The sequence below is a fragment of the Sphingobacterium sp. UBA7038 genome (assembly GCF_002494055.1).
GTDB classification, from domain to species: domain Bacteria; phylum Bacteroidota; class Bacteroidia; order Sphingobacteriales; family Sphingobacteriaceae; genus Sphingobacterium; species Sphingobacterium multivorum.
Genome location: NZ_DLAV01000004.1, coordinates 39524 through 55280, shown reverse-complemented (window position 1 = coordinate 55280; position 15757 = coordinate 39524). Strand labels below are relative to the sequence as shown.

Here is a 15757-nt window from a genome sequence, read left to right as displayed (position 1 = left end):
AACTTTATCCATGGCTCCTTGTGCTTTAAGCATATATTTATAACGGAAATATGTTAATTTACCTGGAAGGGGCCCCGATAGTTTCTGAATATAATTATTTTTGTAAATATGGCTGGAACATCAGAAAAATTGAGAATTGATAAATATTTGTGGTCAATTCGCTTATTTAAGACAAGAACCTTGGCAACAGAGGCCTGTAAGGCTGGACGAGTAAAACTCAAAGGCCAAAATATAAAACCCTCTTATGAAGTTAAGATCGGAGATGTATACCATATCCAAAAGGGAATTGAAAAAAAAGTGGTGCAGGTGACAGGTCTTTTAGACCGTCGTGTTGACGCCAAGACTGCTGTTCAATTCTACGAAGATCAGACGCCTGTAGAAGAAACGGTAGGGTTTAAATCCGTATTTCATGCTCCTGTCCTAAAACGCGATCGCGGTACAGGGCGTCCTACGAAAAAAGACCGTCGTGAGATAGATGATTTACAATCTTCAGAATGGTGGGAGAAAGAAGATGAATAAGCTCAAGATAAGTGCTGTGATAATTGCGGGAGCCCTGTTGGCTATCTCCTGTAAGTCGTATAAAAAATCTGTAAACGTGACAGAGGGCGGATTTGTTTTGGCGATCCATGGTGGAGCGGGGACGATCTTGAAAAAGAATATGACAGATTCGATGGAACAAGCTTATCGGATTGTCTTAGAGCAAGCACTTCGTATAGGCTATCAAAAGTTGCAAGAAGGTAAATCCAGTTTGGATGCCGTCGAATCGGCTATCCATGTGATGGAAGACTCACCTTTGTTTAATGCAGGGAAAGGAGCGGTTTTTACACATGACGGACGCAACGAGCTGGATGCCTCCATTATGGATGGTAAATCCTTGGCTGCGGGATCAGTTGCAGGAGTGACGACGATCAAAAATCCAATCTCAGCAGCAAAAGCGGTGATGGAACAGTCTGAGCACGTTATGATGGTGGGGAAAGGTGCCGAAGAATTTGCAAGAAAAGTGGGGCTAACCATCGTAGATCCTTCTTATTTTTGGACTAAAGCACGTTGGGATGCTTTGCAGAAAGTGAACAGGGAGGACAGTACGCAAACACAACTAGATCACGATCAAAAACAAAGCTCACGTTTAGGAATCATCAATAAGGATGCTAAATTTGGTACAGTTGGTTGTGTTGCTTTGGATAAAGCAGGTAACCTGGCCGCCGGTACATCTACAGGAGGGATGACAAACAAGAAGTTTGGACGTGTCGGAGATTCGCCAATTATTGGTGCTGGAACGTATGCGAACAATAATACCTGTGCTGTTTCCTGTACTGGATGGGGAGAATATTATATCCGCACCGTGGCTGCATATTCGGTGTCGGCTTTAATGGAATACAAAGGTGAACATGTTGATAAGGCGAGCCGGCAAGTGATCGATCGGATTGGTGAAATGGGCGGAAATGGCGGCCTGATCGCACTGGATAAAAATGGACATGTTGCTATGCCTTTTAATACTGCCGGGATGTACCGGGGTACCGTGACCAAAGACGGTAAGATAACAGTAGAAATTTATAAATAGCCAGCACAGCTGTTTTCATCATCATAATATATCCCAAGGGATCAATATAACATATTAACCCCTTGGGATAAATTTTGTTAACTATTTTTTATTGAACAGCGATTACGGCCTATACTATTTAAATTGCCGTCAGGTATTGTTCAATCTCATCAAATTGGATATCGCCATGGGAAGCATCATATAGACTTTCTTTTCCTTCAACAATCAGTATCTGAGGGGATTGATGTGTTACATTCCAACGTTGGGCAATCTCATTTGATAATGGACGGTAGCGCAAAAGATCTAAAAGATAGATTGCATAATCATGGTCTGACGTCGCAGACATACGCTCAAGACTGCGCTTAGCCATATTGCTGATACCACAAGTCGTGCTATGTTTAAAGATGGCTGCAACTTTATCAGATTGATAAAGCTCCTGTAACTGTTCCTCTGTATTTAATTCTATCCAGTTAATCATATTATAGTTCTGTAAATTTTTTCTGTTCTACTTGTACAAAAGACGAAATAGCGGAGAATATACAACTCTTTTGGTCATTGCTTGTCGAATTGAAGAAACTAGGTAAACGTATACCATCGCCAATCTCCTTATATTTGCTCACTTCATAAGTGTTTTTTTCGCCCTTATCTGTGTATTCGTAACGTACAATCTCACCGGTATTTTGATCAATGTAAAGCAAACCATCCATCTTTGAACCAAAGATAGGGCCTGACGAGCTGATAGTTGCTATCGTTAATTTTTGTCCAGCGCTGAAACTTTCCTTCTGACTTTTTAGCTGCACATTCTTCTGTCCGATCAAGGTGGGTAAAAGTAGTAGATTGAGATCCGAAAATAGCTGGTTTTTAATTGACTTTTTTAGCTCTGGCCCATCTCCAGCTATATTCCCTTCAATAAAGAGTTTATCGGCCCCTGGATTCTTAAAATTAAACAGATAGGTCACCTGATCTGTGGCGCTATAGCCGTCAAATCGACATGCTCCGGTGCTGCGATTGAACAAGAATTTTCGCTCTTCTTTTGACAATTGGTCGGAGATGGTATTTCCCTTTGCTGAGAATGCCAAATATTGCAAAGAATCCCATTTTTCCTGGCCACCAATACTTTGCCAAATCTGCTTGTTTAGACTATCGTCTTGCGCCACTAGATCCAGCTGACAGAATAACGTCAGCATAACGACCAAGAGTACATTCGATAATGTTTTCATAATCCTATTTTTTTAAGAAACAATCATCAAGTAAGCCGTATCAAAATTGATCGGGATAAACTTCATCATTGCGTCATTGTCTATAAAACTATCGATTGTTGTACATCTGATTTACAATACAATCAAAACAATTCAATAACAATTTATTCCAGTGAAAAAATAAAAATCGATTAATAAGATAACTGAATATGTTATTAATCGATTTGTATAAAATATAAGTAACTGAGTAATAAGCTGTGCTCAGTAATACTTTTCATCATTGAATGGTAGGCAAAATTAATACCAAACTAGAATTTTTTGGCAATATGAGCCATTTGTATTGCTGTAATAGCAGCTTCTTCACCTTTGTTGCCATGTTTTCCACCAGCACGATCCAATGCTTGCTGAAGGTTATCAGTAGTTAATACACCAAAAATGGCCGGTTTATTGTATTTGAGCCCTACATTGGCAATGCCATTTGCAACTGCATCGCAGATAAAATCAAAGTGTCTCGTCTCACCCTGAATGACGCAGCCTAAACAAATAACAGCATCAAAATTCTGGTTTCTGAACACAAGATCTGCTCCCGAAATTAATTCGAAACTTCCAGGAACCTCGATGACTTGGATATTTTTTTCTTGAGCGCCATGCTTCTCTAAGCCTGTAATTGCACCATTCAATAATGCACCTGTGATTTCTGCATTCCATTGTGCAACAACGATTGCAAATTTGAATGGACTTGCATCCGCAACCTGAATATGCGAAAAGTCGGATAAATTTTTAATGCTACTTGCCATAATAGGAACAAAGATAGTGATTTTAGATGGTCACAAAAAAAGAGGCTATCAAATAGCCTCTTTTTAGTATATTTTTATAATTATTCTATTATAAATGTGCTTGTACACGGCCTAATAAACCATCAATTGTTGAAGCTTCTTGGCTCTCCGGAAAATCTGTTTTAATCTTTTTGTAAGCTGTCTCTGCACTTTTGTAGTCATTTTGGGCTTCATATACAAGTCCTAGTTTTTTCAAAAAGAGTGGAGTTGTATACGAGTTGCTTGATTTTTCAGAAGCCTGCTTATAGTAGTCTGCAGCTTTTTTGTAGTCTTTTAATTCTGAATAAGCATCACCTGTTAAACCAATTACGAGTGGATCTAGAATTTGACTTCCTGTCGGAGCATATTTTTCAAGCGCTTTTGCAGCTTCATCGAATTTACCTTGACGCAAATACAAACCTCCTAAATATGCGTTTGCAATATTTGCGGATTTTGTATTGGAATATTCGTCCGCAATTTGTTTAAATCCAAGAAATGCACCATCGCCCATGATTGCTTTGCTTTGTAACGAATCAATTGTAGCAAGCTGTTCTGCTTTGTACATACGATTCGAAGCTTCTTCTGCTCTTGGATCTAGATAAAGCTTTTGATAACCAAAATAAAGTAAGATCAATACAACGATACCACCTAAAATGAACACGACACTTTTTTGGTTATCTTGAAAAAAAGATCCTTTTGAAGGTTTGAAACCTTGATTTGTATTATTTGTGTTTTTAGACATTACTAATCAGTAAAATATGGATTGCAAAAATACACTTTTCGAGCAAATTTGCAAGTGTTTTGCAAATTTTAACGTGAATTAACTTTGGTTTTCCGACTCATTCGATAGTTCAATTTCCTTATCTAGCTGTTCGTAGATGGAGTTTTTACTTTTGAATTCAGGTACAATAATTTTCATTTGATAGACAACTTCGTTTTTGTTCTGCGTCGCTAAACGCTGTTGCAATTCTCCGATTTTCATACACACCCTATCATAATTATTTTCTCTGACTTTGGCGATCATGATTTTCTCGTGGTGCGTCGGTAAGGTATTCTCTAAATCATTTAGTAATTCCTCATATAGTTTTTCACCAGGCCTTAATCCCGTGAATTTTATTTCAATATCTTCATTCGGTTTAAATCCCGAAAGGCGAATCATTTTTTTAGCTAGCTCTACTATTTTTACAGATTTACCCATATCAAAGACAAAAATTTCGCCACCTTGTCCCATTGTTCCAGCTTCAAGGACTAGTCGGCATGCTTCGGGAATGGTCATAAAATACCGTGTAATTTCTGGATGAGTAACGGTTACAGGGCCACCTTTCTGAATCTGGTCCCTGAATCGGGGGATAACAGATCCATTGGAGCCTAAGACATTGCCAAAGCGTGTTGTTATAAATTTGGTGTGAACACTTGCCCCCAATGTATTTTCCAAATGATTGTTTAACGATTGTACATAGATTTCTGCGATACGTTTTGTCGCCCCCATGATATTCGTGGGATTTACAGCTTTATCGGTAGAGACAAAGACAAATTTTTCAACCTGAAATTCTACGGCTAAATCCGCCAAATTCTTTGTTCCCATAACATTGGTCTGTACCGCTTCCAAAGGATGGTTTTCCATCATTGGCACATGTTTGTATGCTGCCGCATGATAAACATAGTGCGGCTTGAACGTGTCAAAAAGCAATTGCATCCTTTTTGTACTTCGGACGTCTGCTATATAAGTATGATAGACTTGATTTGGGAATTCATCTTGAAGGTCAAGCTGGAGATTATGTAAGGGGGACTCTGCTTGGTCACAAAGAATAATCATCTGGGGCTCGTATCTTCCCAATTGGGTTGCAATTTCACTTCCGATAGAACCGGCTGCTCCAGTAACAAGGATTCTTTTGCCCTTCGTCTGGCTTAAGATGTGGTCGTCGTTAATCTTGATCGGCTCCCTTTCCAACAAATCTTCAATTTTTATTTTCTGAATCTGATTGGGGTTAAGGTCGCCATTCATGATCTTTTTAACGGGCGGAAGTGTTAAAATATTGACGTTTTTTTCGAGCGCGACATCTGTTATTTCATTTTTGCGGTCCGAAGGGATGTTGTGTGACGCGATGATGACCTCTTCAATATTTAGTGTGTTGATGAGGTGGCTAAACTTTTGAGAAGAGTAAATTTTGGTCCCATCAATTACTTTGTTGATTTTTTGATCATTATCATCCAAGAATCCTACAATAGCATTTTTGGAACGTACATCATGGTCTAAGGTTCTTTTTACAGCAATCCCCAAATCACCAGCTCCGTAGATCAGTGTTTTTTTTCTGGAACCGTTGACTTTTTTGGTGTATAGAAAGAAAATCTTAATAATTGTTCTATATACAGTTAAAATAAGAAAGGAGAATAGGGCAAAGAAGATAATGAGTGCCGTTGGAATGTTGCGCTCGATTTCATTTGCTTGGATAACTAGTTTTATAACGAGGAGAACAAACACACTGAATGTTATCGTTGATAATATACGTATGGAATCGATGGCGCTTGTGTAACGCACGATCCCAGTATACATTTTAAAGAGATAGAACGACAAAGAACATACACCGATAAATAAAATGTAACGAATGCTAAAATCAATATCGAGTAAAAAATCGAAATTAAAATCATAATAAATGACATTTGCGAGGAGATAAGCGACGGATACACTAAAGATGTCCAATAAAAAAATGATCCACCGTGGCACTATATTGACTTTACTGAGCATGGTATTATATCTGATTAATTTAAAACAAATGTAGATAAATTTGTTTCATTCCAAAGCTGTGCCAAACCAAATTTATCTTCGTTTGATAAGATTGATTATTTGTTGTAATTTTAGCTAACGATCAATTTTACAAGATGAATGAGTTAGGAAAGCTTGCGAGTCAGGCTATGATTTCTCCAAAAGAGATGCTGTTTGAGAAGAAAAAGAATGCAAAAAGTTTATTTATTGGCATTCCAAAAGAAATCTCGCTTCAGGAAAAGCGAATTTGCCTGACACCATTAGCGGTTGCATTATTGGTAGAAAATGGGCACGAAGTAATCATTGAGACGGGAGCAGGAGCAGGAGCCAATTTTTTGGATCACCATTATAGTGAGCAGGGAGCCCGTATTGTATCTTCAAGAGAAGAAGTGTACCAAGCGGATCTGATCATCAAGGTAGGCAGCCCTGTAATTAGTGAAGTCAAGCTGATGAAAGAAAGACAGCTTTTATTATCTTCTCAGCAACCTTCACTTATGAACTTGGATGTCTTAAAGGCATTAATGCATAAAAAAATTACCGCAATTTCTTACGAATATTTAAGAGATGAGGGCGGTTGCCTAGCTGTGGTTCGTGCTATGAGTGAAATCGTAGGGGCGACGGCAACTTTAATTGCTGGAGAGTATCTGAGCAATGCATTTGGAGGCAAGGGACTGATGCTCGGCGGCGTTACCGGGGTAGCCTCGACCGAAGTTGTTATTATCGGCGCAGGGACCGTTGGTGAACAAGCTGCTCGGACGGCTTTGGCGCTAGGAGCAGAGGTAAAAGTATTTGATAATTCGATTTATAAACTTAGACGCCTACAAAATAACCTGGGTAGTCGTGTGTTTACATCTGTTATACAACCTATTATTTTAAACAAAGCCGTGATCAGTTCAGACGTTGTTATCGGTGCTTTACGAGCGCTTAATGGACGTTCCGCTTGCGTGATTTCGGAAGAGACCGTTTCTAAAATGAAACCCAATTCCGTTGTTATAGATGTAAGCATTGATCAAGGTGGTAATTTTGAGACTTCGGAGGTGACCTCTCACGATAAACCTATCTTTCGGAAATTTGATGTTATTCACTATTGTGTTCCTAATATAGCGTCTCGGGTAGCGCGAACAGCCACCTATGCCATGAGCAATATCTTCACTTCGATTTTGCTCGATTTCGCTGAACTCGGGGGATTGAAAAATGCCATTTGGAAGAACCCTGGTATTCGAAGTTCCATTTATTTGTATCAAGGTAATCTGACGAATATAGATATGGCCTCCAGGTTTAATATGACAGCAAAGGATTTAGATTTATTAGTCGTCTCTTCGTTATAAATTCTAAGCGTATCCAGCTGCTTCTTGATCTACTCCATGCAGATGTTGCATGTAAAATGGAAGGATATTTCTAGTAAATATAATTTTGCGATCTTTTTTAAATGTTATTTAAATGAAAAAAGTTTTTATGATTTTATGTTCCTTGATCTCGCTTGTTAAAGCGCAGGAGGCAATCAACCTTTATGCAGATTCTATTCCAAATGCGACTGATAAAGAGCAGGTAAATTTAGAAAAGAACGTCCCCAAGCTATTTGCCTATACAGCAGATAAAAGTGTCGATAAAAATATCGCCGTACTGGTTATTCCTGGGGGCGGGTATGCTCATATCGCAATGGATCATGAGGGACATGCCGTTGCTAAAGAGTTGGTGAAAAATGGGTATTCGGCATATGTTTTGCAATATCGATTGCCTTCGCCGAATATCATGCGTGACAAATCTATAGGGCCTCTTCAGGACGCGCAGCGGGCAATGCAATTGATCAGAACCCTGCACCCCGGACTTCGAAAGGTGGGGGTTATCGGATTTTCCGCAGGCGGACATTTGGCTTCCACTTTAATAACGAAGTTTAAGAAAGACTATATAGTGAATCCTTCACATGTATCCCTAAGACCTGATTTTGCTGGATTAATTTATCCTGTAATCTCTATGCAAAATGATATCACACACAAAGGTTCGCGTATAAATCTCATCGGAGAAAACCCTTCAGAAGACCAAATCAACCTTTTTTCTTCCAATTTGCAGGTATCTCCTGAAGTTTGTCCGGTTTTCTTTGTACATGCCAAAGACGATACAGCTGTACCGATAGAAAACAGTTATAGAATGATTGCTGCTCTGGACAAGTCAAAAGTACCCAACAAGCTTTATACCTTTGAGCAAGGGGGACACGGTTTTGGATTAATTAACAAAACTTCGGATAAGTTATGGTTTGACGCATTTTTATCTTGGCTTGATACACAGGACTAAGCTATGCAATTAATGGTCAAAAGAGATCCAGTGGGATATTGTTAGGTCAACAGCCTGTTGTTTTTGTGGAATTATTTGCGATGTAATAATCGCATGTAAGTTAATCTCATTATTGCTGACGACGATTTCATAATAAAAACCTCTGAATCGGACATCTTTCACAAAAAAAGTAGACTGCTCAGCAGGACTGATTGAGATCCATTCTTGATGTATCGCGATTGGTTTTTCGCTTGCTATGCCTAAATTTTGAGCTTGCTCAACCTGTAATATATTGCTTTTTGCCAATAATTGGGCAGTATAAGGGTGCGATGGATTGCTGTACAACACATGTGGGTTGTTTTGATCCAGGATTTTGCCAGATTTCATCACAATAAGATTATCTGCCAGGGCAAGTACTTCCGTCGGATCGTGTGAAACTAAAATGACGGTTAGCCCGGTTTCTTTAACAATATCCTTGATGTCCTGTTGTAAGGTATCCCTAAAAGAGGCATCGACCTGATTGAATGGTTCATCCATAAGTAAGACTTCAGGCTCGTTGATTAGTGCACGACAGATTGCGACGCGTTGTTTTTCTCCGCCACTGATGTCGGCTACTCTTTTTTTAGCGAGGTGATCAATCCGTAGACGTTGTAATATTTCCGCAGTTTTGTCTTGTTTGCGTTTGATATCTGTGTTTGGCAATTGGGAAGCAACATTATCCCATACATTGGCATACGTATTCAAATCGTCAAAGCCTTGCGAGACTAATTTCATGGCATCATGTCCGGGGATCAGCTTGTCCTTGCGCGTCGGGACCTGCCAACCTTTATAGCGCACAATGCCACCAGTTGGTTCCAAAAGACCGTATATAAGTCTAAGCAAGGTACTTTTTCCACTACCAGATTCACCAATGATCGCTGTTATTTTTCCTTCGTCGATATCGAAAGAACTATTTTCAACAGCAAACTGCATATTGTTCTCATGAAAGGAAAAGCTCAAGTGTTCGGCATGTATAGCCGCTAATCCGGGCACATGGATATCAGTTGGAATATATTGACAAGAGGATGAATGAGCCATAGTAGGGAGTCGAAAAAAAGGTAGTTAACGAATAGAAATTTGACGTGTTGTTGCATCTAGGATGCTAATATGTATCTCTTTTGCTTCTTCAGGAAGTAAGTTGGGGATTTTCTCCGGCCACTCAACAAAGCAATAAGCACCGGAATAGAAATATTCCTCATAACCAAAATCGAATGCCTCCTGTTCATCTTTAATGCGGTAAAAATCAAAGTGATATACGGGGCCAGCTGGAGACTCATATTCATTAACAATGGAGAATGTTGGACTAGATGTACTATCTTGTACATTCAATTGTTTACACAGGTGTTTTACAAAAGTTGTCTTTCCTGCTCCCATGGAACCATATAATAGAAAAATCCGGTCCTTTGGAAAACTATTTAAAAGTGTCTGAGCCGCTTGAGATAGATCTGCTGTGGTATTTACAATAATTTCCATGTTGCAAAATTACTATTTCGGTAGGTATGTCGCAAAGGGGATAATCATTTCTTCCAGCGATATTCCACCATGTTGGAATGTTCCATTAAAGTAATTGACAAATTGATTGTAGTTGTTAGGGTAAACAAAATACGAATCTTCTTTGGCAAAAACGTATGTTGAACTTACATGAAGTTTAGGCAGCTGTGCCTCGTGGGGATTTTTGATAGCAAAAACATCTTTGTCAATATAGTTCAGGTTTTTCCCTTGCTTATATCTCAAATTTGTATTTGTGTTGCGGTCACCAACTATTTTACTTGGTTTTTTTACCCGGATCGTGCCGTGGTCGGTTGTAATGATCACACGAACTTTCTTTTGAGAGAGCCATTTTATAACCTCTAATAAAGGTGAGTGTTCAAACCATGACAATGTAAGCGAGCGATATGCCGCTTCATCGTTTGCTAATTCACGAATCATAGAGCTGTCTGTACGTGCGTGAGAAAGCATGTCAACAAAGTTATACACCAATACATTCAGTTGATTGTGCATCAAATTACCAAGATTGTCTAACACATCCTTTCCTTGTTCCAGGGTCAAAATTTTCGTGTAGGAGTGTTTTATGGACTTGCGGTAAAGTCGTTTGATCTGATCTTCCAAAAATTTATCCTCATATAAATTCTTGCCGCCTTCATCTTCATCGTTTTGCCATAATTTCGGAAAGCGTTTTTCCATTTCCAGTGGAGTTAAGCCACTAAAGATGGCATTTCTAGCATATTGTGTTGCTGTTGGTAAAATACTGTAATAGGTTATCTCCTCCTCAAGTCTAAAATAATCGGTAATGACCTCATTGATAATTTTCCATTGATCGAAACGCAAATTGTCTATTAGAAAGAAAAATGTCGGAATATGATCTTCTATGGTCGGAAATACCTTCTTCTTAAATAGCTGGTGGGATAGAATGGGCGCGTTTTCGGGACGATTAATCCATTGTATATAGTTGTTTTCAATAAATTTTGAGAATTGCATGTTTGCTTCGGATTTTTGCATCGTCAGAATTTCATGCATATTGTTATCTTCAAGCTTTTCGAGAGACAATTCCCAGTAGACCAATTTTTTGTAGACTTCTGACCATTGATTGAAATCCAAATTGTCATTTAGAATCATCCCTAAATTGCGGAAGTCTTGTTGATAGGCCATGGATGTTTTCTCATTGACAAGACGCTTGTTCTCCGTTAATTTTTTAATTGTCATCAAGATCTGCTTGGGGTTGACCGGCTTGATCAGATAATCATCTATTTTGGAGCCGATGGCATCTTCCATGACATGTTCTTCTTCGTTTTTTGTAACCAGAACAACAGGGACAGTAGGGTTGATCGATTTGAGTATAGCAAGTGTTTCGAGCCCGGTTAGCCCAGGCATATTTTCGTCTAGGAAAACGAGGTGGAAAAAACCATTCTTAAAGGCTTCAACGGCATCATTTCCATTGTTGACCGTGTCAACTTTGTAACCTTTGCTTTCTAAAAATAATATGTGTGGTTTTAGAAAGTCAATCTCATCGTCAGCCCAAAGGATATGTGTTTTTTGCATCTTGTTATTATATGTCTATTAGTAGAGGGGAGGATCGGATTTTCGATCTCATGCTAACATAAGCAAATATCGTGCTTTAGATTTTATTTTTAACATTTCTTAACGGTGAACTAACTATCTTTGTTTTAAGTTTATACTAGTGTTACCCAAGGCTTCGTAATTAAAGCGCTCGGTTTCATAATTTATAGTGTTGATGATCGTATTAATTTGTCGCCACGTTGAACAAAAATAAAATTATTAATGATCCGGTATATGGATTTGTCGCTATTCCTACAGGATTGGTCTTCGACTTAGTGCAACATCCTTATTTTCAAAGGCTCCGCTATATTAAGCAGGTGAGCATGACGCATCTTGTCTATCCCGGAGCTTTACATACTCGTTTTCAGCACGCCATAGGGGCGATGCATTTGATGTCAATGGCTTTGGAAACTTTGCGGAGTAAAGGTGTCATCATTTCTGCGGATGAAGAGGAGGCTGTTCTTTCGGCAATTTTACTGCATGATATCGGTCATGGTCCTTTTTCCCATTCTTTGGAGCATAGTTTGATTGAAGGAGTTTCACATGAGTTATTGTCCTCCCTGTTGATGGATCGTATCAACCAGGATTTGGACGGAAGGTTAAGCTTGGCAATTACAATCTTTAACAATAAATATGAACGCAGATTTCTCCATCAATTGGTGTCGAGCCAATTGGACGTTGATCGAATGGATTACCTCAATAGAGATAGTTTTTTTACCGGTGTATCGGAAGGCGTGATCTCATTTGATCGTATCATAAAAATGCTCAATGTCGTGGCGGATGAAATCGTGGTGGAATATAAAGGGCTGTATTCTGTGGAGAAATTCCTGATTGCACGACGGCTCATGTATTGGCAAGTCTATTTACATAAGACCGTTATCGGTGCTGAACAATTATTGATTAAAATTCTGCAGCGGGCAAAATATTTAACGGCTACTGGTCATAAGCTCTTTTCTACCCCGGCTTTTCATTGGTTTTTAAGCCAGCAGGTCAACAAAACTAATTTTTTGGATGATCCGTTACATTTGGATTGGTTTACTCGTTTAGATGATACGGATATTATGTCTGCGATAAAAACATGGGAACATCATGAGGATTCTATTTTAAGTACAATGTGCCAGCGCGTTATGAAACGTAATCTATATCGCTCTGTCATGAGCAATAAACCATTCTCGCCAGCATATGTAGATTTAGTGAAATCGAAAGTACAAGCTGAGCTGGGTGTGGCTCAGGAGGATATTCATTATTATGTATTTATGCAGGAAATTCAAAACCGTGCCTATAATTCTTCCAAGGATCAAATAAAAATATTATTGAAATCCGGTGAGCTCGTGGATATAACAGAGGCTTCTGATCTAGGGAATTTAGAAGCACTATCGAAAAATGTGGCTAAATACGCCTTATGTTATCCAAAAGAGGTGGGATATGTTGCAATTACTTCCATCAAGTAGTTATTTTTTAATAAAAAAACATAGATTTGTACCATGCAATTTACTGCTCAACAAATAGGGACATTATTAGAAGGACGGATTGAAGGAAATCCAGAAGTTACTGTAGGTAACCTTGCCAAAATTGAGGAAGGTAAAAAAGGCGATCTTTCTTTTTTGTCAAATCCAAAATATGAGCATTTTATTTATACTACTGACGCCTCGATTGTAATTGTGAATGAAGATTTACAATTGACCCAAGCAACTAAGCCGACTTTAACGATCATACGGGTGAAGAATGCATATGCTGCTTTCTCTACTATTCTGAATATGTATAATGAGTTCCGTCTTGACAAAAGCGGACGTGAGGAGCCTCATTTTATACATACTGAAGCGGAGATCGGCCAAGGAGGTTATATCGGTGCATTTGTATATATTGGACGCGGAGCTTCCATTGGAGATAACGTGAAAATTTACCCACAGGTCTATATTGGCGATAAAGTAACGATTGGAGATAATACAACACTCTATCCAGGGGTGAAGATTTATCATGATTGTAAGATTGGGAAAAATGTCGTCGTACATTCTGGTGTTGTGATCGGATCGGATGGATTTGGATTTGCACCACAAGAAGACGGAACATATAAAAAAGTACCTCAGATTGGTTATGTGCAAGTGGAGGATAATGTTGAGATCGGCGCCAATACAGTAATCGATAGAGCAACAATGGGTGCTACAATCGTGCGTGATGGTGTTAAGTTGGATAATTTGATTCAAATTGCACATAATGTTGATATTGGAAAGAATACTGTGATCGCAGCGCAAACAGGTATTTCTGGTAGCTCAAAAATTGGAGAACATGTGGTTTTAGGAGGCCAGGTTGGGGTTGTTGGTCATATTGTTGTTGCAAAGGGCTCTCAAATCCAGGCGCAATCAGGAGTGAATAGATCGATTAAAGAAGAAGGTAAAAAGTGGGGCGGTACACCGGTGATGCCTTATCAGCCCCAATTGCGTTCTAATGTGATTTTTGCACGCCTCCCTGAGTTGGAAAAACGAATCCAAGAGTTAGAAAAGTTAGTAGAAAAAAAATTGAAATAATTATTTTTCATTGAAAATAAACTGTTCTTTAATGGTGATGAAATAAGCATTCCAGGCACGGCTATGGCAACATCGATGTAGCTTAAGGGATAAATGTTTTGTCAAAAGAAGTTTTGATTTAAAAATATGTTATTAGAAATGAATGTAAAACAGCGAACCATCAAAAACGAGGTTGAAATTTCGGGGGTAGGTCTTCATACAGGGAAAATTGTATCGATGACGATCAAGCCAGCTCCGGAAAATCACTGGTTTAAGTTCAGACGTGTAGATTTAGCGGGACAACCAGAAATTTTGGTTGATGCGGATAATGTGACGGATACCTCCAGAGGGACGACAATAACGCAGAATGGAGCAAGTGTGAGTACAATTGAACATTTGATGGCATCGTTAATTGGTTTACAAATCGATAATGTGCTGATTGATATTGATGGCCCTGAAATACCCATACTCGATGGTAGCTCAGCTATTTTTGTGAAGTTGCTGGAGGAAGCGGGATTTGAAGAACAAGATGCTGACCGGGATTATTATGAGATATCCAATAATATCCATTATGCAGAGCCAGATCGCAAAGTTGAAATACTGGGTATGCCGATGGACGGGTATCGTTTGACTTGTATGATCGATTTTAACTCGCCGGTGTTGGGAAGCCAACATGCCGCAATAACATCGATTGAGGACTTTAAATCAGAAATAGCCTCTTCACGTACGTTTTGTTTTTTACACGAATTGGAAATGTTGGTTGATCATGGCCTAATTAAAGGTGGTGATTTGAGTAATGCAATCGTTATTGTGGATAAGGAGACTTCTCCCGAGGAATTGCAGAAATTAGCGCATCTTTTTCATAAAGAAACCGTTGCAGTTGCTAAGGAAGGAATATTAAACAATAATCAATTGCGTTACCAAAATGAACCTGCTCGACATAAATTGTTGGACATGGTTGGAGATTTAGCACTTGTCGGAAGACCTTTGAAAGGGCATATTATGGCTGCACGACCAGGTCATGCAGCGAATGTGGCTTTTGCAAAAAAGATAAAGGAGCAGATCAAAAAAGATAAAACACGTAAAAAAATTAAAGTTTACGATCCCAATATGCCTGCATTATACGATACAGTAGAAATCATGAAGATTTTACCGCATCGTCAGCCCATGCTTATGGTCGATAAAATTCTTGAGTTGACGGAAACACATGTGGTGGGTTTGAAAAATGTTACCATGAACGAAGATCTATTTATGGGACATTTTCCTGGTGCGCCATTATTTCCCGGTGTTTTGCAGGTAGAGGCTATGGCACAGACAGGAGGAATTTTAGTGCTGAAGACGGTCCCTGATCCAGAGAATTGGTTGACCTTATTCCTTAAAATTGAAAATGCACGTTTTAAAGCGCAGGTAACTCCAGGGGATTCTGTTATTTTTAGATGCGACTTGATGGAGCCGATCCGAAGAGGTATCGCAAAAATGAAAGGTGTGGCTATGGTAGGAGAGAAAATTGTGTGCGAAGCGGAGCTTATGGCACAGATCGTAAGAGTAAATAACAACTAAAGTAGTAT

The 15757-nt window shown here is 39.0% G+C and carries 15 protein-coding genes; 7 read left to right on the top strand and 8 right to left on the bottom strand.

Annotation, left to right across the window (positions count from 1 at the left end):
* Nucleotides 1–108 precede the first annotated feature (108 nt).
* Together B3H30_RS00865 and B3H30_RS00860 are read left to right on the top strand one after the other, a co-directional pair.
* Nucleotides 109–519: an RNA-binding S4 domain-containing protein gene (locus B3H30_RS00865; RefSeq protein ID WP_070561714.1), complete on the top strand. Its 411-nt coding sequence runs from the start codon at nt 109–111 to the stop codon at nt 517–519.
* Nucleotides 512–1561 (top strand): isoaspartyl peptidase/L-asparaginase family protein, encoded by a 1050-nt coding sequence (locus tag B3H30_RS00860; RefSeq protein WP_286709469.1) that lies wholly within the window; start codon nt 512–514, stop codon nt 1559–1561. Before B3H30_RS00865 ends, B3H30_RS00860 begins: the two co-directional genes overlap by 8 nt.
* A 118-nt stretch (nt 1562–1679) precedes the next feature.
* Here the strand turns inward: B3H30_RS00860 and ytxJ are convergent, their stop codons facing one another.
* The 5 genes from ytxJ to B3H30_RS00835 form a co-directional block, all read right to left on the bottom strand.
* Nucleotides 1680–2018: a bacillithiol system redox-active protein YtxJ gene (ytxJ, locus tag B3H30_RS00855; RefSeq protein ID WP_197084070.1), complete on the bottom strand. Its 339-nt coding sequence runs from the start codon at nt 2016–2018 to the stop codon at nt 1680–1682.
* A gap of 1 nt (nt 2019) precedes the next feature.
* Nucleotides 2020–2760 (bottom strand): hypothetical protein, encoded by a 741-nt coding sequence (locus B3H30_RS00850; RefSeq protein ID WP_070561712.1) that lies wholly within the window; start codon nt 2758–2760, stop codon nt 2020–2022.
* A 287-nt stretch (nt 2761–3047) separates the two neighbouring features.
* Nucleotides 3048–3536 carry a 6,7-dimethyl-8-ribityllumazine synthase gene (gene ribH, locus B3H30_RS00845; RefSeq protein ID WP_070561710.1) on the bottom strand — a complete coding sequence of 163 codons (489 nt, stop codon included), beginning with the start codon at nt 3534–3536 and terminating at the stop codon, nt 3048–3050.
* An 88-nt stretch (nt 3537–3624) separates the two neighbouring features.
* Complete coding sequence (locus B3H30_RS00840; protein ID WP_046674761.1) at nt 3625–4296, bottom strand: tetratricopeptide repeat protein; 672 nt, start codon at nt 4294–4296, stop codon at nt 3625–3627.
* Nucleotides 4297–4374: 78 nt separating this feature from the next.
* Nucleotides 4375–6300: a polysaccharide biosynthesis protein gene (locus B3H30_RS00835; protein ID WP_070561708.1), complete on the bottom strand. Its 1926-nt coding sequence runs from the start codon at nt 6298–6300 to the stop codon at nt 4375–4377.
* Between the two features lie 134 nt (nt 6301–6434).
* On the opposite strand from B3H30_RS00835, the gene B3H30_RS00830 reads away from it, so the two are divergent.
* Nucleotides 6435–7646, top strand: coding sequence for an alanine dehydrogenase (locus tag B3H30_RS00830; RefSeq protein WP_070561706.1), 1212 nt, complete (start codon nt 6435–6437; stop codon nt 7644–7646).
* Between the two features lie 112 nt (nt 7647–7758).
* Nucleotides 7759–8610, top strand: coding sequence for an alpha/beta hydrolase (locus tag B3H30_RS00825; RefSeq protein WP_070561704.1), 852 nt, complete (start codon nt 7759–7761; stop codon nt 8608–8610).
* 9 nt (nt 8611–8619) lie between these two features.
* On the opposite strand, the gene B3H30_RS00820 is transcribed toward B3H30_RS00825, so the two are convergent.
* The 3 genes from B3H30_RS00820 to B3H30_RS00810 are packed head-to-tail and all read right to left on the bottom strand — an operon-like array spanning nt 8620 to nt 11667.
* Nucleotides 8620–9666, bottom strand: coding sequence for an ABC transporter ATP-binding protein (locus tag B3H30_RS00820; RefSeq protein WP_070561701.1), 1047 nt, complete (start codon nt 9664–9666; stop codon nt 8620–8622).
* Nucleotides 9667–9690: 24 nt separating this feature from the next.
* On the bottom strand, nt 9691–10101 hold the full coding sequence (tsaE, locus tag B3H30_RS00815) for a tRNA (adenosine(37)-N6)-threonylcarbamoyltransferase complex ATPase subunit type 1 TsaE (RefSeq protein WP_070561699.1): 411 nt from the start codon (nt 10099–10101) through the stop codon (nt 9691–9693).
* Nucleotides 10102–10113: 12 nt separating this feature from the next.
* Entirely contained in the window at nt 10114–11667 is a 1554-nt protein-coding gene (locus tag B3H30_RS00810; protein WP_070561696.1) for a bifunctional response regulator/alkaline phosphatase family protein, read from the bottom strand.
* Between the two features lie 218 nt (nt 11668–11885).
* Between B3H30_RS00810 and B3H30_RS00805 the strand changes: the two genes are divergently transcribed.
* The 3 genes from B3H30_RS00805 to B3H30_RS00795 all read left to right on the top strand — a co-directional run bounded on the left by B3H30_RS00805 (nt 11886) and on the right by B3H30_RS00795 (nt 15749).
* Nucleotides 11886–13136 (top strand): HD domain-containing protein, encoded by a 1251-nt coding sequence (locus tag B3H30_RS00805; RefSeq protein ID WP_070561694.1) that lies wholly within the window; start codon nt 11886–11888, stop codon nt 13134–13136.
* 33 nt (nt 13137–13169) lie between these two features.
* Nucleotides 13170–14210 carry a UDP-3-O-(3-hydroxymyristoyl)glucosamine N-acyltransferase gene (gene lpxD, locus B3H30_RS00800; protein ID WP_046674769.1) on the top strand — a complete coding sequence of 347 codons (1041 nt, stop codon included), beginning with the start codon at nt 13170–13172 and terminating at the stop codon, nt 14208–14210.
* Nucleotides 14211–14348: 138 nt separating this feature from the next.
* The gene (locus B3H30_RS00795) at nt 14349–15749 is read left to right on the top strand and encodes a bifunctional UDP-3-O-[3-hydroxymyristoyl] N-acetylglucosamine deacetylase/3-hydroxyacyl-ACP dehydratase (RefSeq protein WP_175441947.1); all 1401 of its coding nucleotides are present in this window, start codon (nt 14349–14351) and stop codon (nt 15747–15749) included.
* Nucleotides 15750–15757 lie beyond the last annotated feature (8 nt).

Excerpts from the sequence above, each read along its gene's own strand:
- B3H30_RS00865 (WP_070561714.1), top strand. The coding sequence starts at position 109 with ATGGCTGGAACATCAGAAAAATTGAGAATTGATAAATATTTGTGGTCA.
- B3H30_RS00860 (WP_286709469.1), top strand. The coding sequence starts at position 512 with ATGAATAAGCTCAAGATAAGTGCTGTGATAATTGCGGGAGCCCTGTTG.
- ytxJ (WP_197084070.1), bottom strand. The coding sequence starts at position 2,018 with ATGATTAACTGGATAGAATTAAATACAGAGGAACAGTTACAGGAGCTT.
- B3H30_RS00850 (WP_070561712.1), bottom strand. The coding sequence starts at position 2,760 with ATGAAAACATTATCGAATGTACTCTTGGTCGTTATGCTGACGTTATTC.
- ribH (WP_070561710.1), bottom strand. The coding sequence starts at position 3,536 with ATGGCAAGTAGCATTAAAAATTTATCCGACTTTTCGCATATTCAGGTT.
- B3H30_RS00840 (WP_046674761.1), bottom strand. The coding sequence starts at position 4,296 with ATGTCTAAAAACACAAATAATACAAATCAAGGTTTCAAACCTTCAAAA.
- B3H30_RS00835 (WP_070561708.1), bottom strand. The coding sequence starts at position 6,300 with ATGCTCAGTAAAGTCAATATAGTGCCACGGTGGATCATTTTTTTATTG.
- B3H30_RS00830 (WP_070561706.1), top strand. The coding sequence starts at position 6,435 with ATGAATGAGTTAGGAAAGCTTGCGAGTCAGGCTATGATTTCTCCAAAA.
- B3H30_RS00825 (WP_070561704.1), top strand. The coding sequence starts at position 7,759 with ATGAAAAAAGTTTTTATGATTTTATGTTCCTTGATCTCGCTTGTTAAA.
- B3H30_RS00820 (WP_070561701.1), bottom strand. The coding sequence starts at position 9,666 with ATGGCTCATTCATCCTCTTGTCAATATATTCCAACTGATATCCATGTG.
- tsaE (WP_070561699.1), bottom strand. The coding sequence starts at position 10,101 with ATGGAAATTATTGTAAATACCACAGCAGATCTATCTCAAGCGGCTCAG.
- B3H30_RS00810 (WP_070561696.1), bottom strand. The coding sequence starts at position 11,667 with ATGCAAAAAACACATATCCTTTGGGCTGACGATGAGATTGACTTTCTA.
- lpxD (WP_046674769.1), top strand. The coding sequence starts at position 13,170 with ATGCAATTTACTGCTCAACAAATAGGGACATTATTAGAAGGACGGATT.
- B3H30_RS00795 (WP_175441947.1), top strand. The coding sequence starts at position 14,349 with ATGAATGTAAAACAGCGAACCATCAAAAACGAGGTTGAAATTTCGGGG.